Annotated in this window: 20 protein-coding genes and 1 pseudogene; 13 read left to right on the top strand and 8 right to left on the bottom strand. The window is 46.3% G+C overall.

From position 1 onward, the window contains the following. Window positions 1-322 precede the first annotated feature (322 nt). The 6 genes from CWE11_RS06075 (at window position 323) to CWE11_RS06050 (ending at window position 6,931) form a co-directional block, all read left to right on the top strand. Window positions 323-1,009 (top strand): hypothetical protein, encoded by a 687-nt coding sequence (locus tag CWE11_RS06075; RefSeq protein WP_126776711.1) that lies wholly within the window; start codon window positions 323-325, stop codon window positions 1,007-1,009. Window positions 1,010-1,165: 156 nt separating this feature from the next. After that, window positions 1,166-2,206, top strand: a complete 1,041-nt coding sequence (locus CWE11_RS06070) for a hypothetical protein (protein ID WP_126776710.1) — start codon at window positions 1,166-1,168, stop codon at window positions 2,204-2,206. Window positions 2,207-2,325: 119 nt separating this feature from the next. Then, entirely contained in the window at window positions 2,326-2,811 is a 486-nt protein-coding gene (locus tag CWE11_RS06065) for a GNAT family N-acetyltransferase (protein WP_157981305.1), read from the top strand. A 189-nt stretch (window positions 2,812-3,000) separates the two neighbouring features. Next, window positions 3,001-3,981: a hypothetical protein gene (locus CWE11_RS06060; RefSeq protein WP_126776708.1), complete on the top strand. Its 981-nt coding sequence runs from the start codon at window positions 3,001-3,003 to the stop codon at window positions 3,979-3,981. 204 nt (window positions 3,982-4,185) lie between these two features. Further along, window positions 4,186-5,298 (top strand): HEPN domain-containing protein, encoded by a 1,113-nt coding sequence (locus tag CWE11_RS06055; protein ID WP_198675607.1) that lies wholly within the window; start codon window positions 4,186-4,188, stop codon window positions 5,296-5,298. 163 nt (window positions 5,299-5,461) lie between these two features. Continuing rightward, window positions 5,462-6,931 carry an ATP-binding protein gene (locus CWE11_RS06050; protein ID WP_157981304.1) on the top strand — a complete coding sequence of 490 codons (1,470 nt, stop codon included), beginning with the start codon at window positions 5,462-5,464 and terminating at the stop codon, window positions 6,929-6,931. Window positions 6,932-7,251: 320 nt separating this feature from the next. On the opposite strand, the gene CWE11_RS06045 is transcribed toward CWE11_RS06050, so the two are convergent. Together CWE11_RS06045 and CWE11_RS06040 are read right to left on the bottom strand one after the other, a co-directional pair. Next, entirely contained in the window at window positions 7,252-7,455 is a 204-nt protein-coding gene (locus tag CWE11_RS06045; RefSeq protein WP_126776705.1) for a helix-turn-helix domain-containing protein, read from the bottom strand. A gap of 5 nt (window positions 7,456-7,460) precedes the next feature. Beyond that, complete coding sequence (locus tag CWE11_RS06040) at window positions 7,461-8,066, bottom strand: hypothetical protein (RefSeq protein WP_126776704.1); 606 nt, start codon at window positions 8,064-8,066, stop codon at window positions 7,461-7,463. Between the two features lie 341 nt (window positions 8,067-8,407). Between CWE11_RS06040 and CWE11_RS06035 the strand changes: the two genes are divergently transcribed. Then, the gene (locus CWE11_RS06035) at window positions 8,408-8,887 is read left to right on the top strand and encodes an Mpo1 family 2-hydroxy fatty acid dioxygenase (protein WP_126776703.1); all 480 of its coding nucleotides are present in this window, start codon (window positions 8,408-8,410) and stop codon (window positions 8,885-8,887) included. A gap of 67 nt (window positions 8,888-8,954) precedes the next feature. On the opposite strand, the gene CWE11_RS06030 is transcribed toward CWE11_RS06035, so the two are convergent. From CWE11_RS06030 to CWE11_RS06015, 4 genes are all read right to left on the bottom strand, one after another. Further along, complete coding sequence (locus tag CWE11_RS06030; protein WP_126776702.1) at window positions 8,955-9,692, bottom strand: endonuclease/exonuclease/phosphatase family protein; 738 nt, start codon at window positions 9,690-9,692, stop codon at window positions 8,955-8,957. Between the two features lie 113 nt (window positions 9,693-9,805). Further along, a complete protein-coding gene (locus CWE11_RS06025; protein WP_126776701.1) occupies window positions 9,806-10,630 on the bottom strand; it encodes a restriction endonuclease in 825 nt (274 codons plus the stop codon). A 165-nt stretch (window positions 10,631-10,795) separates the two neighbouring features. Beyond that, window positions 10,796-11,215: a secondary thiamine-phosphate synthase enzyme YjbQ gene (locus CWE11_RS06020; protein WP_126776700.1), complete on the bottom strand. Its 420-nt coding sequence runs from the start codon at window positions 11,213-11,215 to the stop codon at window positions 10,796-10,798. An 11-nt stretch (window positions 11,216-11,226) separates the two neighbouring features. Then, window positions 11,227-11,985 carry a helix-turn-helix domain-containing protein gene (locus CWE11_RS06015; RefSeq protein ID WP_126776699.1) on the bottom strand — a complete coding sequence of 253 codons (759 nt, stop codon included), beginning with the start codon at window positions 11,983-11,985 and terminating at the stop codon, window positions 11,227-11,229. A 147-nt stretch (window positions 11,986-12,132) separates the two neighbouring features. On the opposite strand from CWE11_RS06015, the gene CWE11_RS06010 reads away from it, so the two are divergent. The 5 genes from CWE11_RS06010 to CWE11_RS05990 all read left to right on the top strand — a co-directional run bounded on the left by CWE11_RS06010 (window position 12,133) and on the right by CWE11_RS05990 (window position 15,564). Continuing rightward, window positions 12,133-13,176, top strand: a complete 1,044-nt coding sequence (locus CWE11_RS06010; protein WP_241971741.1) for a M23 family metallopeptidase — start codon at window positions 12,133-12,135, stop codon at window positions 13,174-13,176. A 421-nt stretch (window positions 13,177-13,597) separates the two neighbouring features. After that, on the top strand, window positions 13,598-13,807 hold the full coding sequence (locus CWE11_RS06005; protein WP_126776698.1) for a cold-shock protein: 210 nt from the start codon (window positions 13,598-13,600) through the stop codon (window positions 13,805-13,807). Between the two features lie 152 nt (window positions 13,808-13,959). Further along, window positions 13,960-14,151, top strand: a complete 192-nt coding sequence (locus CWE11_RS06000; RefSeq protein ID WP_241971740.1) for a YgaP family membrane protein — start codon at window positions 13,960-13,962, stop codon at window positions 14,149-14,151. Beyond that, a complete protein-coding gene (locus CWE11_RS05995; RefSeq protein ID WP_126776697.1) occupies window positions 14,152-14,346 on the top strand; it encodes a zinc ribbon domain-containing protein in 195 nt (64 codons plus the stop codon). A gap of 21 nt (window positions 14,347-14,367) precedes the next feature. Further along, window positions 14,368-15,564: a low temperature requirement protein A gene (locus CWE11_RS05990; protein ID WP_126776696.1), complete on the top strand. Its 1,197-nt coding sequence runs from the start codon at window positions 14,368-14,370 to the stop codon at window positions 15,562-15,564. 165 nt (window positions 15,565-15,729) lie between these two features. On the opposite strand, the gene CWE11_RS05985 is transcribed toward CWE11_RS05990, so the two are convergent. After that, complete coding sequence (locus tag CWE11_RS05985; RefSeq protein WP_241971739.1) at window positions 15,730-16,380, bottom strand: LysR substrate-binding domain-containing protein; 651 nt, start codon at window positions 16,378-16,380, stop codon at window positions 15,730-15,732. 78 nt (window positions 16,381-16,458) lie between these two features. Then, a pseudogene (locus CWE11_RS12210) lies at window positions 16,459-16,584 on the bottom strand (LysR family transcriptional regulator); the annotation flags it as partial. 156 nt (window positions 16,585-16,740) lie between these two features. On the opposite strand from CWE11_RS12210, the gene CWE11_RS05980 reads away from it, so the two are divergent. Further along, window positions 16,741-17,139, top strand: coding sequence for a pirin family protein (locus CWE11_RS05980; protein WP_157981303.1), 399 nt, complete (start codon window positions 16,741-16,743; stop codon window positions 17,137-17,139). The last annotated feature ends 62 nt before the right edge of the window (window positions 17,140-17,201 follow it).

The raw sequence follows: 17,201 nt of genomic DNA, 5'->3' as shown, positions 1-17,201 counted from the left end.
AAGTGGCTTGTGAAAGCTTCGATATACATGATTCAACTCCCGAAAAAGGGAGTATATGATCACAGGTAACTCAGATCGTCAAACTGATCGTTTCGTTGCTTAAAAAACGTTCACGATCTTGCCCTGGTAGGCCGGTGGTTATTCCTGCTGGCCATCATTATGTTGAAGATTACAAACTGCTTACTAAATAGCTGAGTGATAGCTATGCATAACAAAGCGAAGCACCCGGATAATTTAAAGCGTCTTTTCGCTCCGCTCAAAGCAGCTTTAAATTACCGCTGTTCGCGGCGTTAAATGCTCAGGGAGCGGAGTCGGATTAATAATGTCGAGCAATAATAAAATTCTAAGAAGCGATGAGGAGCAAAAGCGCTCGATAGAGATTTACGACTCATTTCGAGATGAATTGTTAAAAAGGCAATTGTCCAACACCGAAAACTACGATAAGTCAATTTTAATGCTATCATCGGCGGGCTTAGCCATATCCCTGACGTTTTTTGAATCAGTTGTCCCTATGGAAACTGCTTCACGCCTTTGGCTGATGAAAATGTCGTGGGTATTTTTTTTATTATCGATTCTTCTGTCACTCGTAGCTTATTTAGTGAGTAATGCTGCCATCACAAAACAACTGAGTATTGCCGAAGACTACTATGTGAACAAGTTGCAGAGTGCTTTTAACAAAAGAAACTGGTTGTCAGCACTAAATAACTGGCTTAACTATAGTGTTGGCGTGTTATTCGCTGCTGCAACCGTAGCAGTAGTAATTTTTGTAATCTCAAATATCAACCCAGAAGGTGCCGAAATGTCAGATAAGAAAGTAGAGACCTCCGATCTTCAGCCATCCGTGGAAAGCGCTACTATACCAATAATGCAGCGTGTCCAAACAGATGGTATCAGCATCAATAGCGCCCAAGTTCCAACAATGCAAGCTGCTCCAGGTGCAACCTCGCAACAGCCATCTACTTCTCAGCCTACTCAGAGCCAGCCACAGCAGTCTGATGCAAAGAAGTAAGGCATTTACAAGTAAAGGCAGCAGACGGCCAAAGCTGCCGCTGCTTTAGGCGTTATGTGAAAAGTATATTGCCAGGGCCTGGGGTAGGAGCTCCTAGTTTATCTGGGACAGTGGGTTCGACGCCCACCCCTGGCACCCAGTTGGGTTTCGTGATTTGTGAATAAAATTCAGGAGTTAGAATGGAAAGTTTCTGGTCTATTACCGATGCCAATCGGTGATAGTGGTAAGTATTACATTAAGCGACGGGATAAAAATTACTCTAAGCGAACTTTTGGCCGTCAAGGGAGCGATATTTTAAGTTACAGCCTAGAGCCGACAAAACTTTTTCATCAAGCTCTGGGTGCGGAGCTGAGAAGAGTATACAAAGCTAACTTCTCAACTAGCAGGCTCCCCTACTCAATTCCGGTAGGCGATCTCGGATCTGTAGATATTGTGCTACGATTACGCACCATTGGTAATCATATTCTCATAATCAGTATTCAGCTACAGAAGTTTTCTTCTAGCCACTCAGTTTCTGAGCTAATTGAGCTTCAAAAATTATCAAACCATCCTATTCTGGAAGCAATAGCACGCTTTTGTTTTAATGTTCATCACTGCCCAAACCCAAGTCAAATGGCTGTTAATTCTTGGCATAGCAAGCCGTTGCTAAGAATTAAACCAGAAAGCTCAGAAATTTCGAAAGCTTCCTTGGTAGAGATAGTGACTAGGCATAGAGATATTGGTGACAGAGCCATAAAAGAGATGCTAGATAAGAATGAACCTTTGAATTTTAACGATGATCTTTTGTTAATTGATAAGCAAGGAATTGTTTTCTTACAGAAGACTAAAGACCTTAACAATCAAAGAAATAGGTACCAACGCATTTCATCGCTGTTTGAATACTCGATGTATGTAAAATCCTTCATTCAATCCATTAATTTGATTAAAGAGTCATGTGACACTCAGGCGGAAATAGTCTCGGAGGTTTTGGTAATAAATTCGATCCTAAGTGAAGATGTTCTGAATGAAAGTGTAAGTGGCAGCCGCGGCTGGAGCTTAATAAAGAAAGAAATGAGTTTGGTGGGTATTTCTTTAGAGAATTCAGACGTGGCTTCTATGCCTTTTTATAAAAGAAGGTGGTTCTTGGCCATATCAGCCGTAGTCACGCTAGTTTCTGCGGTTTTTGGAATAGCGGGCTATTTCAAAAACGGAGAGTAATACACATAACAATTTGTAGCACGCGGATAAATTACTCGCTGCGCTTGCAATTTACCGGTGAGTTAGAAGTTATGCGAAGAAAGCATCGTGCTATAACGATTAGAAAGAGTTTAAGAGAAATGAAAATCGAATATGATTTAATCTCGAAAAGTCAGCTTACAGATGAAGTCCGAGGGTGCTTTGCCGCAGCATTGAAGCAGCAGGGAAAAGTTCAAGGTGATCTTTGGCGCAAAGCTGATAGGTGTAAATTACTGTGTATCGCAAGAATTGATGGAAAGGTAGCTGGGATTGGCGCTATTAAGGTCAAGACTGAATCCGATTTCTCAAATGAGAAAGCTGGACTTCCAAAGCAAAGCAATGATTTTGAATGGGAGCTTGGATACCTGTACACGGACCCAAGCTATGCTGGAAAAGGCATAGCGAAAAATATTGCTCGCATCCTGCTAGATAAGTTCGGGCAAGAGAACCTCATGGCTTCGACCGAAATTTCAGCTAACCCGGCGATGGTAAAGATACTTGAGCAACTAGGTTTTCGGTTGTATGGCAACCCATGGAAAAGCAATATCCATAACAACTATCTTGGCTTGTTCTTAAGGTACACATAGGTGGTAATTGTAAGCAGCGACACAAATAACAAAGGGCTGCATCGGAAGAGTTTCCGCTGTCACCTTTTGTGCAAAGAGCTGCACAAAAGCCGCGATCACGAATCTGCTCGGTGAGCCGGGCGTTATGTTCTTGGTTGACTGTTCACATGAGTTCAAGAATTAGATCATCGTCAAACGCACAGGGGTGGGATGAAATTCAAGAGTAGAAATTTGCGCGCGATCGCTGAACTGGTAATTGGGGATAAAGAGTTTTTCCCATACCGCTCAAGCAGTTATATCACACGGTTTTTTGAGGAGTGTGATCTTGATTTCGTTCACGATGGTTCAACGCGCTGGAATTGGACCGCAGAGCGTTTAGAAGAGTTGCTTCAAGAGCCACAGTCCGCTGCTCATGCTCTTCCTGAACGTTTTGTTCATGTCCTTCGAGTATTAATGCACAAATCAGATGCTGAGCCAGATGATCCTGATCGCTCAAAGGCCTTAGAAGAGTTGAATAAGCCTTTGGCAAGGGAAGGCTACGAAGCTTTCTACGGAGAGGATGAACTTCTTTATATTCGTCACATAGGCTCAAAAACCATATCGCTGGCTGCAAACCCTCACAGACCGTTTACTCCAAAGGAAATTGAAAAACGTGACCAGCTGATAAATTACTTGGATAAATGCTCTGAAGACGAAATAATTGAGGACGTTCTTCTACCGCTGTTCAGGCAGTTGGGTTACTACCGAATAACGGCAGCGGGGCATAAAGATAAGGCTTTGGAATACGGGAAGGACATTTGGATGAGGTTCATCCTTCCCACACAGCATGTTCTTTACTTTGGCATACAGGTTAAAAAGGGAAAGATTGATGCTTCGGGGGTGAGTAAAGCCACAAACGCTAACGTCTCCGAGATCTATAATCAGGTACTGATGATGCTCGGTCATGAAATATTCGACCCTGAAACCAGTCGGCGTGTCTTGGTTGATCATGCATTTATAGTTGCTGGGGGAGAAATTACCAAGCAGGCGAGAAATTGGCTCGGAGGGAAACTGGACGCGTCTAAGCGAAGCCAGATACTCTTCATAGATCGCGAAGATATATTAAATCTTTACATTGCAAACGGCCTTCCATTGCCGCACAAGGCTCTTTTCGCAAAAAAATCGGAGTTTAATGATGATATTCCGTTCTGACTTGGCAATGGAACATACTGAGGTAATTCGATGCCGATTGGACTAGATCAACGCTGCCTTGAACGATTGCGAGGGGGGCTCGCTGAACAAATCCCAGAGTTCAAGCTCCATCATGGCTGGAGTCTAGATCGCTCCTCGTTGTCGGGGTTGTTTGAACTTGAAAAAGCACTGCCTAATAAGATGGCTCTGAAGGCGTCTCTGGAGATGTTTATTAATGAAACCCCGCTTTTTGATTACGTTTATGGTGAGCTTTCTAAAGAGCTTCATGACTTTGAAGAGTTTGATTCCGAGTCGAAGCAATCTAGCCTTATTGAAAATCCCAAATACTCGGATGCGGAGCAGCTTGCTGCTCGGTTAATATCGGGGTTTGAGGAACTTCCACGTAGGTACCAGTTCACATTCAAGCTCAATTCCGAGTTGAGTGCTCATTTTCATGGCCATGAGTACAAGTTGACTGACTCAGTTAGGTTGATTCGTCCCAACGCAGAATTTACAGAGCTGTTCCCCCTCGTTTCGGGCATTCCCGGCCGTGACCGATGGTTGCATGGGGGAGGGTTGCTCGGCCTTGTTGGCCCAAAAGAATTGACCGGTGATAGCCTCTATCTTCAGGTTGAGTCACATGGCTTTGTTGGCAAGTGGACGTCTACTACGCCGGAAGAATCAGCAGTTTCTGTCCTGAAGTCAGTTCTAGGAACCTGTTTGGCGGTTAGGGCATTCAGACAACGTTACGTTTACTCGCCAACAACGATAAAACAGCGGGCCTATATTCACGAATGGCGCGATAACAGGTGGCGACTTTATGATAGCATTGAGCTTGATGAATCGGTTTCAAACATTATTTCAGAGCTAGTTCTGGATGACCTAGATGGCACCATTGATAATGACCAGAAGAAACGCGCGTTTCTGACCAATCGGCTTAAATTGCTTGAAAGGGCGTGGTCTGATGAGGCTATAAATGAGCGGATTCTTCTCGCTGGGAAGTGGTTGCTCGACAGCTATTCGGGAAAGAACGAGCTTCTTTCGTTTGTTCAGGCTACCGTTGCCCTTGAAATTTTACTTGGAGAGAAGACTGTATCAGATTTGATCGGACTCGGTGAGTTGCTTCGTAATCGATGCGCGTATTTGGTTGGGAAGACACACGCTCAGCGCAACGAGATTCTTGATGATTTTAAGAAAATCTACGAAATACGCTCTAAAATTGTTCACCGTGGCAAAGACCGCTTGAAGCGGCATGAGAAGGACTTGTTGTATACCCTTAGATGGTTGGTCAGTCGAGTAATTCAGGAAGAGCTAGAGCGGATAGAAAGGAATGCATAGCAATACGTTTCAGGTGACATTTGACCCGCTAAACATTTTTGCTACGGCAAAAACAGGTATCGTCTCAAATGCGCCTGAGCGTAGGCGCTAGTTGCGAAGGTAATTTCGCCGACTCACTTCAGCCAGTTGGCCACTAGAAGTCTAGATCAGGACGAAAATGTTTATGAAAAGCATTAATTTAATATCTCTCGCGCAAGCGCATGACTCTCTTTTGCATGACGAATATAAAAACTTCACAAAGTATTATGGCGTAGATATTAAAAATAATGAAACTATCGATCTGAAAGTTCTAGTTTCAGAAATCTTTCTCCGCCTGCCAGATGTGGGTATTTTTAATGATTTTTATGTGGGGTATAAAATAAAGCACATCAGCAAAGAGTTTGATTTGCTCAGATTCGGAAGAAACTATGTGTTAAATGTAGAAATTAAAAGCACAAGCACGGTTGAAAAGATAAAGACGCAGCTAACAAGAAACAATTATTACCTAGGTCACATAAGTAAGGTAGTGCATAATTTATGCTTTGTTGCTCAAAAAAAGATATTATATAGGCTAAACTCATTCGGTGACCTTGAATCGATTGACTTTAGCTATTTGATCCAGCTCTTAACAAACCAAAACCTGATTGATCTCGATAGTCCAGATGTCCTTTTTAATCCGTCCGACTATTTGGTTTCACCTTTTAATTCCACAGATAAATTCTTAAACGGCCAGTATTTTCTGACAGGGCAGCAAGAAGATATTAGGGATGAAGTTTTGGGCGAAATATATGATAACAAAACTGCCTTTATTTCAATTACCGGCAGCGCAGGTACCGGTAAAACGTTGCTAACATATGATATTGTAAGATTTATTAAAAACTCGAAAAATGTGGTTGTTGTGCACTGCGGGCAGCTGAATGATGGTCACCATCGGTTGAGGCAGTTTGGGTGGAGAATAGTTTCAATAAGAGATTTTAGAAATTATGATTTAAATGATATCGATTTGGTCGTCGTGGATGAGGCGCAAAGAATATATCCTCAACAGTTCGATAACTTAGTCGTAGACGCACAAGCAAAAAGTACAGATTGCATATTTTCCTATGATAAGCAGCAAACTCTATCCTCAGCAGAGTCACGAACTGACATTGAAGGAAAAATTGATTCCTTAGGTTTTTTTTCTAAATTTAAGCTATCGGAAAAAATTAGAACGAACAAAGAGATTGCGAGTTTCATCAAGGTCCTTTTTAACGCTAATAGAAATGATATATCTTTTCCAAATTGCGGGAATGTAGATTTTGATTATTTTACGAGCACTTCAAATGTTAAAGATTACATATCCCTGATAAGCAATGAGGGTTGGGAGGTGCTTAGGTTGACACCCTCTCAATACGATAATGAGCACCACGAGTCCTACTCGCAACTGACCAGCAAGACGTCACACCGGGTGATTGGGCAGGAGTTTGACAACGTTGCGGTTGTGATCGACCAATACTTTCGGTACGACTCCGAGGGATTTTTGACCTATAATTCCAGAACTTACTACGATTCAGTTAAAATGCTGTTTCAAAATATAACGAGAACCAGAAAGAAACTGAAGTTAATAATTATTGGGAACCGACAAATTCTTAACAGATGTCTAACTGTTTTGGGCTGAACTTTGTGATGAGCAATTAACACATCGCTGTTGTCGGACGAGCTTACGTTAGCGCTCTGGCACGCCGCAAAGCTAAATGTTAGCTCCAAAAGAAGGGCCCTAGTGCATAAAGGCGAAATTAACGGGCGAAGTGGATACTACCTACAGAGCATGCACAAACGGTGAGTATATCGGCGAGTGCGTCGTCATTTTAAAATTGGAAATATTATAATAAGCGATAGATATCAATTAATTAAGATGTTGAATCAACAAGCAGATTCAACATCCCGCACATCAGGATTACGCACGCACACACATAAGCTTGAACGCGCCCCTAACCATCACCCCTCATAAACCAAAATATCACCCGGTTGGCAGTCCAGCTCACGGCATATTGCTTCTAGCGTACTAAACCGAATTGCTTTGACCTTACCTGTTTTGAGCAGCGATAAATTAGTCATTGATACGCCCACACGTTCAGATAACTCCGTGAGCGACATCTTTTTCTTTGCGAGCTCTACATCCAAGTTAATTCGAATAGCCATACTTGTTACACCACTTCGACAGATTGCTCACCACGCAAAAACTGGATTGCAAGCAACAATATCAGGATTGGGAACAGGACAATATTCACAACGCCCAAGATCACCGTCAGCTGCATCAGTGCAACAACAATCAGCCCGATACTAAATACTTTAATCAAGGTCGGAAGCGACGAAAACTGCGTGAGTAACGCGATAGCGAAAATAAGCGACACCAGGGCAAACAAAAACAAGACGGTCAGACTGCCAGCCATGGCAGATGCAATTAATGCATCTTCATAGGCGCTGAATAAACCAGTAGCCAGAGCAATATCCACCACCACAAACCCATGGAAAATCGCGACTAGACCAATCATGACCCACAATAGAGCGGATAATAAACCTGCATTCAGATGATGCGATAAATACTTGCGCAGCACGAGGTAGACAAAGATCTCTAACGCACCAATCAGCACAAACAATGCATCCCAGCCATTTAGGGTTTGGAAGTCTCCCCAAATGCCTGCCTCACCAGACACTCCAATGGTCAGGACATATAACCAATATATCGGAAATAACACGGCGAGTAAGATAGCGGCGCCACCGCCATAGCGAAATAAGTTTGAATCGTTCATTTGCTCTGCTCCACGGCATTAGGACTTTCCGAAGCATAGACGCAATGATAATTTATATCAATAAATAATTTACGATAAACATAAAATAATTGCTGTTATTCGTTTCCATTGGGGCTCTAGATGCGATAATTCAATGGCATTATCGGCCTCAAGGCAGTACGCTTCGATTAGATAACGAAGTTGTTCGGGGAAAAACCATGCGAAAAACAGACAAGAAGCACGAGCGCGAGATTATCCGAGAGCAGACTGTGCACTGATCGCAAACATTCGCTTTGCCAGCGAAAAGACGTTAAATTTGACCGTATCGTATTGGGGTTAAGCAGCATATTGGGAGATAAACCATGCGTTCCCTCGAGCAATTTCTCGCAGATTATGGCGTCAGCCATCAAAATCATGTGAATCAATGGGTCCACATTGTGTGTGTGCCCGCAATTTTCTTCGCGACATTGGGACTTTTTTGGCTGATCCCGATCGGTAATTGGCTTGGATTAAGCGGACAGGCGGCATATTGGGTGAACGGGGCGACGGTATTTGGGGCGCTATCCATGCTCGTCTATCTCAAGCTTGCGGTGTGGGTCTTCGCCATGATGGCGGCCTGGTTTGCGCTGTCCTTTTGGGGTGTAACCGCCATCTACAACGCGGGTCTTCCGCTTGGCTGGATCTCACTCGCTATTTTCGTCGTCGCGTGGATAGGTCAGTTTATTGGCCATAAGATTGAAGGCAAGAAGCCATCGTTTTTGGACGATCTGGTATTTTTATTGATTGGTCCTATTTTTGTGTCCGTTGAGTTTGCGCACAAGCTAGGGCTCAAGAAATCTTAATGCTGCACGTTGCTGCAAGCGCCCTAACCGGGGCGCTTTGTTGGCCTGGCTACAGCTAAAGCTAAAGCTAAAGCGAGAAGCGGGCGTAGATCGGGTTGTGGTCCGAAACGGTCGTGGTGTCGATAGCCGTGGCTTCTCTGAGAGACAGGTCACGGTAGAACACAAAATCGAGCGGGTGCTCTCGGTAGGTTTTAATATGTTGCGAATCTGACATGTAGGCCTCGCGCAGTCCCACGCTTCGACAAAAACGCCGTAAATGCAGACGCCTTTGGCGATTCCACACATTAAAATCACCGGCCACAATCAATGGCCCATTGTGGCCCAACAACTCATTTCTCAACACTTCCATTTCGCGTAAAAAATGATGAGCACGCACAAAATTAATCGCGTGCATGTTCACGACCAAAAGTGACTCTTTATCTGGGAGCGGGTGATACGAAAGCATATAGCTCTTGTGCGTCGTAAACAGCCCCTCGCGATTGCGAGAAAGCCGAGGTTGCGCATCAGTAAAGGCAATTTGACTGGCGGTAAGCACCCCATACACCGAGCGCTTTGTTTGCATGTTCGGTGCGATCGCATAGGACCAATGGGGCAATTTCCAATCGTCATGGAGGGTGAGCTTGGCTTCTTGTAACAATAAGAAAAGGCTTGGGAACTTTTGCAAAATTCGTGCAAGCGCCATTTGAAACCGCAAGGTTTCGGTCAGCTTTTGTGTATTCCAACACAGCACACCAAAATCCTCGCCATGGACGATGGGTTGCTCATGAATAAAACGCTGAGGGACAATGATTTTGGGCTTAAGCACTACTCCGCCTTCACATCAGAGGTTAATTCGACTTGAAGCAATACGCTTCACTGCTTATTTATTATACATGATTTGATAGCGCAGATTTGTATAGGTTCCAAAGGGAAAAGCCTTTAATCAGTAATGTTCACAATCCCCTTGCACTGAGGGTAGCGAGAACAACCATAAAACTGACGACCAGCGTTCACACCTCGTGTCGCGGTGCGGATGACCATTTCACTGTTGCAGGCGGGACACAAAATGGAGTGTTTCGATGGAGCCGCTTGAGGCTGTACCTCAGAGTCGACGCGTTTGAGAATGTCATCCCCATTGAGCAATATAATATTCTTGTCACGGGCAAAGCGCAGCGCTTCTTTTGTGAATTCGCCAGAGGCTACAAAGAAGCCGCCAACCGCGTCCATCGCAGCCATTACGCCATATAATTCTCGTACCTTTTGAACTGGTACTTGTTGCGTCTTCCAGTGTTTGCATTGCACGACGTAAAGCTCAGAGTCTTTGTACAGCTCCAAATCAATACCACCATCGGGTCCAGATTTTGTTTCATACACGCGGAAGCCTTGTTCACGAAAATAAGCTGCAGCAATTCTCTCAAAGTCTCGCCAAGTAACAGGATTAAAAGCGCTTGATCGCGCCATCGTTCCGACCTGTCCTCGAACTCGAACATTTTTGAGTAATCGAGACGCACGCGCTTTCTCCAATAATGATGCGATGCACCCCATGACCAATGCAAAAGGGAAAATATACTGAACCACCATGAGAAGGGAAAAATAGAAAATATATGCGGTAGCGTTTTCGGTTGTTGAGGGCTGAACAGGCCACAAGGTGTCAATAATTATGGGAGCGCCGAAGAAAAATACGGCTGCTAATGACAAACTTAACCACCATGGGAGCGTCTTTGCTATTTCGAATAAAGCATCGGCTGTCGTCTTTCGTGCCATTGAGTCCAATCCTTCGGTTATATCCTCATGTCGTTACTGATTTATATACTCGAATTCTCGTCACAACCCAACTGATTATTATCGAGCTCGGAGAAGCGGATTCATTTCAAGTTTGGCCCATTTAAGACCCTCTGGATGAAGAAATTGAGTTTTCGCGCGCTGCCCCTAAGAACTCAAACTCACCACCAACCTCCGCTGGCCACCAAAATCCCGGTGCTCGCACAGGTAGATACCTTGCCATGTGCCCATGTTGAGTCGCCCGTTCGTCACCGGAATGGTTACGGAAGTGCCCAGCAGGCTCGCCTTTAAATGGGCGGGCATATCGTCTGGCCCTTCACAGGTATGCCGGTAGTAGGGCGCATTTTCTGGGACCATCTGGTTAAAATGGCTTTCAAAATCTTGTCGTACCGTTGGGTCAGCGTTTTCATTGATGGTTAATGAAGCGGAGGTGTGCTGAATGAATACATGTAAAAGCCCGGCTTCGACATAGCTGAACTGAGCGAGTGCTTGTTCTACTTCACGGGTAATCAAGTGAAAACCGCGTGGCTTGGCGGCAATAACAATCGTTGTCTGTTGAACGGGCATAGCCCCTCCTCTTACTGGTTGTCGAAGGAATGAACTTCGTTGAGCGGCTGCCCCACAATGGTCACTTGATACTCAGGCATTTTGTGTTCTGCATGGAACATCAGTTCCGAGGCTTCCGCATATTTATCAATAATGCGCTTAAGTTCCTCTGATAGTTGGGCATAAACTCCCGGAGGAAGCCGCAGTGGCTTAAGGATGATCATCATATCCTTGGGCTTCTCACCTCGTATTAGTGCGTCTTCCGCCCGCTTAAAATAATCCCGTGCCTGCTGACGAAGCACCCGGGAGTGGGGGCGAAAACCCAAAGGGCCATGGACCAAAAAACGAAATCGGTTCTCAGGCTCGAGTGCAATTAATCCAATGTTTTCAAGCTGGCGCAGCTTTTGATACAAAGTCGCAGGGTTCCAACCTTGTTCTCTCGCGACCTGTTCAGGCGTGTTTTGTTGGTAACGAAGTGCAGAGAACAACACCATCAAATCAGGATGCTCGGCGAATGCTTCATCCTGTTCGTCTGTAAAATACTGATGAGGTGCATGTCCGGAAGTCGCCGAACGCAACAATGTGGCGACATCGAGATCGCACATTTCTGCGAGAGATAGGAGTCGTTGGAGTGAGATATCATCTCCATTGAGCATGCGCTTGACGGTATTGAGAGAGACCTGAAAACGCTCTGCAACGTCTGTATAGCTCAGGCCGCGTTCTTTGAGCGTCATCTTAATGGTTTCCAAGGCACGCTCTATCACCAGTGGACTAAAGTTAAAATCAGCCATAATGCCCAACAAAGTATCGAATTATGATTCTAATGGTATCATAAATTGGTTCTTGTGTTTGACTCAGGGAAATCAGTTGCGTGCCTCAGTCTCGATCTCTAGATTAAGTTGCACATCGTGAATTTCATCAAATAGCAGGCGAGAAAAATGCCCGAACCTATGCAACCATCTCACACTTCGGATATTCCGCGCTGGCGCAAAGAGCTTGGGGCTTGGTATTGGCCAATGTTGCTATCGCTGGCCTGTGTCATCCTTTTGCAGGTGGTTGTCCGGCAGCTATGGGGATGGAATTTTCCATTCTGGTTGGTGATTGCGTTATATCTTATCCTGGCTGGCATCCTTAGCTTTGGTTTGAAAGCGTATGCAGAGGGGCCGAAAAAGACCAAGCGTATGCCTCATCCTGCAAGTCAATGGCCGGTGGCGGGTCCACTACGTTATTTGGGCCGCTATGCAATTATGTTTACGTTTATCCCCACCTCGTTACTGTCGATTTTCAATCCGTGGCAGCTGACTCAGCAGCTGAAGCAAATCGGCGGACAGGCGCGCGTACACAAACGAATGCGTGATCATTACGAAGCCCTTGAGCACTATCAGAACAAGGTCAGCTATCGCCTTCCATTTGACGGCGAATGGTTGATTTTTAATGGCGGCCTGCACCGCGAGACCTCCCATTCATGGGATGTACTGGCGCAGCGCTATGCCTATGATTTTGTAAAAGCAGACGCATCGTTTAGACGACATAGCGGCGCTGGCAATCGTTTAAAGCACTATTTTTGCTATGAAGAGCCAATTCTCGCAGCAGCCTCGGGTGAGGTGGTGCATGTTCAGGATGGAATCGGCCCTGCACCGCTTGTCGGCTTCGGAGTTTGTGATTTTCTTGCGCGTCATTTTGCGGGGAATCATGTAGTGATTCGTCATGCAGAGGGTGAATACGGGGTGTACGCGCACTTGATTAAAGGGACAATTCCGGTTCAGATTGGGGACCGCGTGGCGCAAGGGGATCGTATCGGGTTATGCGGCCATACGGGCCACTCGAGTGAACCTCATTTACACTTTCATCTCCAAGATGGTGAAAGCATCTTTAGCTCCATGGGGTTGCCCATACGATTCGAAACGGCCCGAGTTAATGGCACTGTGACAGACACGCCGGTGGAGATCACGCGTGGCCAGCGCGTTGCGCACATACCTTAAGAATTAATGAAAGCTTTGTCGCGCATGATCGCGCCCATTTCGGCAATGCTAAGTCGGCCCGCGCTCGGCTAACAGCGCGGCCTCCTTGCGCACGTGGAGTGGGAACACGCGGTAACGTGTGGAGAAAGGTGGCACATCCTGTGCCGGCGCTGCTGTCCATGCAAGTATTTAGGCTAAACCCTCACTGCGACAGCATGCGTCGTAACGAAACACGAGGCCGGCAAAATAAAAATTAATATCGTTTGACTTACCCTCAGATCAGCGTATGGTGGCCGCTGTGGTTAGTAAATATCAAGTTGTTCTACACTTCGTAGCAAAATTATTCGTAATTACCTCCGTTCTGTTGCATTAACTACCTTTTATTTCCTCGCCGATGCACGCCCTCAACGGGCAAATTTTATTGTTTTTAGGAAGTCTAATTATGTCTAATACTGTTACTGGTACCGTAAAGTGGTTCAACGAAGCGAAAGGTTTTGGTTTTATTGAGCACCAAGGTGGCTCAGACGTTTTCGCTCATTTCAGCGCAATTGCTAGCAGCGGGTTTAAAACACTTGCTGAAGGCCAATCGGTATCGTTCACGATTACCCAAGGCGCAAAAGGTCCACAAGCCGAGAACATCGTAGCGCTGTAAATCGCTCTGTTTTCAAGCTGATCAGAGGAGCCGAAAGGCTCCTTTTTTTATGTCTTTTGTTCGGAGCACTATTTGTTCTCAAACACCGAGCGTGAATGAGGACGGTTATCTATACTTGCCATGCACGTCCCGTTAACTTTGAGGAAAACTGTATGGCAAGCATGGCAAATGTTGGAAATGTTGATCGCGCAATTCGTATTATTGTGGGTCTGTTAATTGCAGTTTGGGCGATTACAGCCGGAAACTTTTGGTGGATTCTTGGCGTAGCCCTGATCGCGACCGGGGTATTTCGTTTCTGCGGGCTGTATCGCATCTTGGGTATCAACACCTGTAAAGTGTCCTAAATGTCGCTAGGATATGAATCTGAATTTTCCTGCCCCTATTGTATGGCACCAAACTCACTTGAGATTGATGCCATGAATGATATCGGGCAGGCGCAGATTGTCGATTGTCAGATCTGCTGCCAGCCGATTGAGCTCACAGTCATAGAAACAATGGATGGGGAGTTTGAGATTATCGCCCGTACCGATGATGAGTAGTTAGTAAGCCAAGGAGTCGCGATGCCGAAACGAGATACGCCCATCTGGCGCAAGCCACAACACTACATGGATGTGAAGGACCCGAAGCATCAGGTGAACTGGGTCGAGCTATTTTTTGACCTCGTGCATGTCGTGACCATTTTTATGTTGGGCACCTTTCTTGCACAAAACCTAGATATGCAGGGCTTTTGGATCTTCACAGCGATCTTCGTTGCCATCTTCTTTGCTTGGGCCGATAGTTCGGTCTACAACGCCCTGTATATTTCGACCGATCTCACACATCGCACCATTATGGCCTTTCAGTCGGTCACCATGATGGTGATTGCGGCATCCATTCCCGATATTTTGTCGTCTGGTTGGGTCTTTTTCGCGTTAGGGTTTGCCACCAATCGAGCGTTGCTGGCGCTGCTCTATTGGCGCGCCAAAGCGGTGGGGGCGGAGCAAACTTGCTTAGCTGGTGAGCAGAGCCGTAACTTTGCATTGCTCGCTGTATGGTTTGCAATCACGGCGTTTTTGCCGACGCCATTCGCATTCTGGATGTTTGTTGTGGGACTGGCGCTGATCCAGCTCCAGTATATGCTTCCGCGCGTCGGAACACTCCGTTATGAACGTTTTGTCCCCCATTTACACCACATTTCAGAGCGCTTCGGGCTACTGATGTTAATTCTCATCGGCGAGGGATTCTTCAAGTTGGTGCTCACCTTGAGCAATCGTGGAATTGGCGAGGTGGGCGGTGACACGATCGTAAACTTTGTGATGGGCGGGTTAACGTTGTTTGCGCTCGCCTGGGTCTACTTCGACTGTGTAGGAAACGCGGTCCCGAAAAGTAAAAATCGATCGGTGTTGGTTGCCTATTGGTTAGCGCATTTGGTGATCATGTGGAGCGCAATTATGGTCAGTGTGGCGCTCTCGGGTGAAGTGTATGTCGGGTTTTTTGAGTCCTACCCGCTGGATTATGGATTCCTTGGCGTCGTTGGGTTGCTTATTTTTATTGCCACGTTGTGGCCCTTGCAGCGTTTGGTCGAAGGGCGAGATTACACCCGCAGTTTTCATACATTGTGGGTGCGGGTTTTTGGTTGTGCGGTGGCATTTGCGCTCTTGTTTATCTTTCCATTTGTTCCGGCGATCGTTAGCAACTCCCTGTGGTCGATCGCGCTTTTTTCCCAAATTGTTATCCCACTGTTGAAAGCGTTTCGCGTCGAGGTCAAGGCAACCTGAGTTACGGGGCGGTTTCGAGCCCTTCAATAAACGGCAGCAGTCGGGCAATATTTCGTGCGTCATCAATCCCACGATGATGGCGCCCTTCAAATTCCATCTTGTGATAAGCCAATGCGAGCGCAAGGGCGCTAGGAATTTAAATGCGCAGTTTTTTACTGCAGTTGTTTAAGTTTCTGCGATTTGCGCATATCGCTCAGCCAAAAAGTCCAATAAGGCGCGTACCGAAGGAAGCATGCCGCGACGCGTAGGGAATACGCAATGAATGACCTCTGTTTCTGGTTTCCATCCCGGCAGAAGGTGCACAAGCTCACCGCTCTCCAAGTGTGTTTGCAGCATTAATGTGGGGAGTTGGACCACGCCAACACCTTTCAGAGCGGCCTGTTTTAAAGCGAGCATGTCGGTCGTGAGATAGCGTGGTTGTAATTCGATTGTGACCCGTTCCTTCCGTTCATTGAGAAGGTGCCATTGATGTTGTTCGTTGGGCATATCGCGCACCATGGATGGAAAGCGGGTGAGGTCGGCAGGTTGTTTTGGTGCTCCGTAGGTCTCCAAAACGCTGGGCGCCGCCACTAAGCATTGCTCCCGCCGAGAGAGAACTTTGTAGACCAATCCACTATCTTCTAGCGGAAACGGCCGGACCCGAATTGCGATATCGTATCCCTCATTTAATACATCAACCCGCCGATTGGTGGCGTCAAGCTCCACCGTAACTTTCGGATAGAGCGTCATAAAGTCTGCGAGCATGTTGCCCACATGAAAGTTGAGTAAGCCGATCGGGCAAGACAACCGAATCACACCGCACGGTTCGGAGCGCATCTCTGTGACCACATCAATGGCCGATTCTGCTTCTATTAAGACCGCTTGGCAGTGCGTATAAAAGCGTTGACCGACATCGGTAATTTGAAAGGTGCGAGAAGAGCGGACAATGAGGATCGTCTCTAACTGCTCTTCAAGCTGACGGACTCGGCGACTGAGTTTTGATTTAGGAATGCCAATTGCCCGTCCGGCCGGAGCAAACCCGCCATGTTCATCAAGCTAAAGATGCCCATTGGGTTGGCAATGGCTTTCCTGTGAGCACGCTTTTTTCTTACCAAAAAGATGGCGCAGCTGTGGGTGAACCTCCCAGCGCATGCGAAATCGACGCCAGCGACTTATCAGAGCCTGACGAGTGATGCGATGCCGAAGCAACCCTTAGGTAATGGTCATTCAACGTTTCGTGTGATTGCGGGGGAATACGAGGGCACGGTCGGGCCCGCGAAGACCCACAGTGACTTATTGGTGATGGATCTTGAGCTGCATGCGAACGAGAAGCATGTGCTTCATTTCAATCCCAACTGGAATGTGTGGCTCACCCTGCTGACTGGAACGGCCTTGGTCAATGGACAAGAGATTGTGCGAGATGCATCCATTGTTTCGTTCCAACAAGACGGGGAAGCAGTCCATATCGAAGCAAACAACACAGCGCGTTTCTTGGTGGCCGCTGGCGCTCCCATTAACGAGCCTGTGGTGGGCTATGGCCCCTTCGTTATGAACTCATGGAATGAAATCAAAGAAGCCATAGCGCAATTTTCTTAACTTCGGCAAAGCGCCCAGCTTTTGCTGGGCGCTTATACTTGACCAGACCGTAGGACTGAATA

The organism is Aliidiomarina sanyensis (genome assembly GCF_003987175.1).
In the GTDB taxonomy this organism is placed as follows: domain Bacteria; phylum Pseudomonadota; class Gammaproteobacteria; order Enterobacterales; family Alteromonadaceae; genus Aliidiomarina; species Aliidiomarina sanyensis.
The sequence above is the reverse complement of the archived record's forward strand: the minus strand, read 5'-3'. Positions and strand labels throughout refer to the sequence as shown.

Coding starts and splice junctions, on each gene's coding strand:
- CWE11_RS06075 (WP_126776711.1), top strand. CDS start 323: ATGTCGAGCAATAATAAAATTCTAAGAAGCGATGAGGAGCAAAAGCGC.
- CWE11_RS06065 (WP_157981305.1), top strand. CDS start 2,326: ATGAAAATCGAATATGATTTAATCTCGAAAAGTCAGCTTACAGATGAA.
- CWE11_RS06060 (WP_126776708.1), top strand. CDS start 3,001: ATGAAATTCAAGAGTAGAAATTTGCGCGCGATCGCTGAACTGGTAATT.
- CWE11_RS06055 (WP_198675607.1), top strand. CDS start 4,186: ATGTTTATTAATGAAACCCCGCTTTTTGATTACGTTTATGGTGAGCTT.
- CWE11_RS06050 (WP_157981304.1), top strand. CDS start 5,462: ATGAAAAGCATTAATTTAATATCTCTCGCGCAAGCGCATGACTCTCTT.
- CWE11_RS06045 (WP_126776705.1), bottom strand. CDS start 7,455: ATGGCTATTCGAATTAACTTGGATGTAGAGCTCGCAAAGAAAAAGATG.
- CWE11_RS06040 (WP_126776704.1), bottom strand. CDS start 8,066: ATGAACGATTCAAACTTATTTCGCTATGGCGGTGGCGCCGCTATCTTA.
- CWE11_RS06035 (WP_126776703.1), top strand. CDS start 8,408: ATGCGTTCCCTCGAGCAATTTCTCGCAGATTATGGCGTCAGCCATCAA.
- CWE11_RS06025 (WP_126776701.1), bottom strand. CDS start 10,630: ATGGCACGAAAGACGACAGCCGATGCTTTATTCGAAATAGCAAAGACG.
- CWE11_RS06020 (WP_126776700.1), bottom strand. CDS start 11,215: ATGCCCGTTCAACAGACAACGATTGTTATTGCCGCCAAGCCACGCGGT.
- CWE11_RS06015 (WP_126776699.1), bottom strand. CDS start 11,985: ATGGCTGATTTTAACTTTAGTCCACTGGTGATAGAGCGTGCCTTGGAA.
- CWE11_RS06010 (WP_241971741.1), top strand. CDS start 12,133: ATGCCCGAACCTATGCAACCATCTCACACTTCGGATATTCCGCGCTGG.
- CWE11_RS06005 (WP_126776698.1), top strand. CDS start 13,598: ATGTCTAATACTGTTACTGGTACCGTAAAGTGGTTCAACGAAGCGAAA.
- CWE11_RS06000 (WP_241971740.1), top strand. CDS start 13,960: ATGGCAAGCATGGCAAATGTTGGAAATGTTGATCGCGCAATTCGTATT.
- CWE11_RS05995 (WP_126776697.1), top strand. CDS start 14,152: ATGTCGCTAGGATATGAATCTGAATTTTCCTGCCCCTATTGTATGGCA.
- CWE11_RS05990 (WP_126776696.1), top strand. CDS start 14,368: ATGCCGAAACGAGATACGCCCATCTGGCGCAAGCCACAACACTACATG.
- CWE11_RS05985 (WP_241971739.1), bottom strand. CDS start 16,380: ATGCGCTCCGAACCGTGCGGTGTGATTCGGTTGTCTTGCCCGATCGGC.
- CWE11_RS05980 (WP_157981303.1), top strand. CDS start 16,741: ATGCCGAAGCAACCCTTAGGTAATGGTCATTCAACGTTTCGTGTGATT.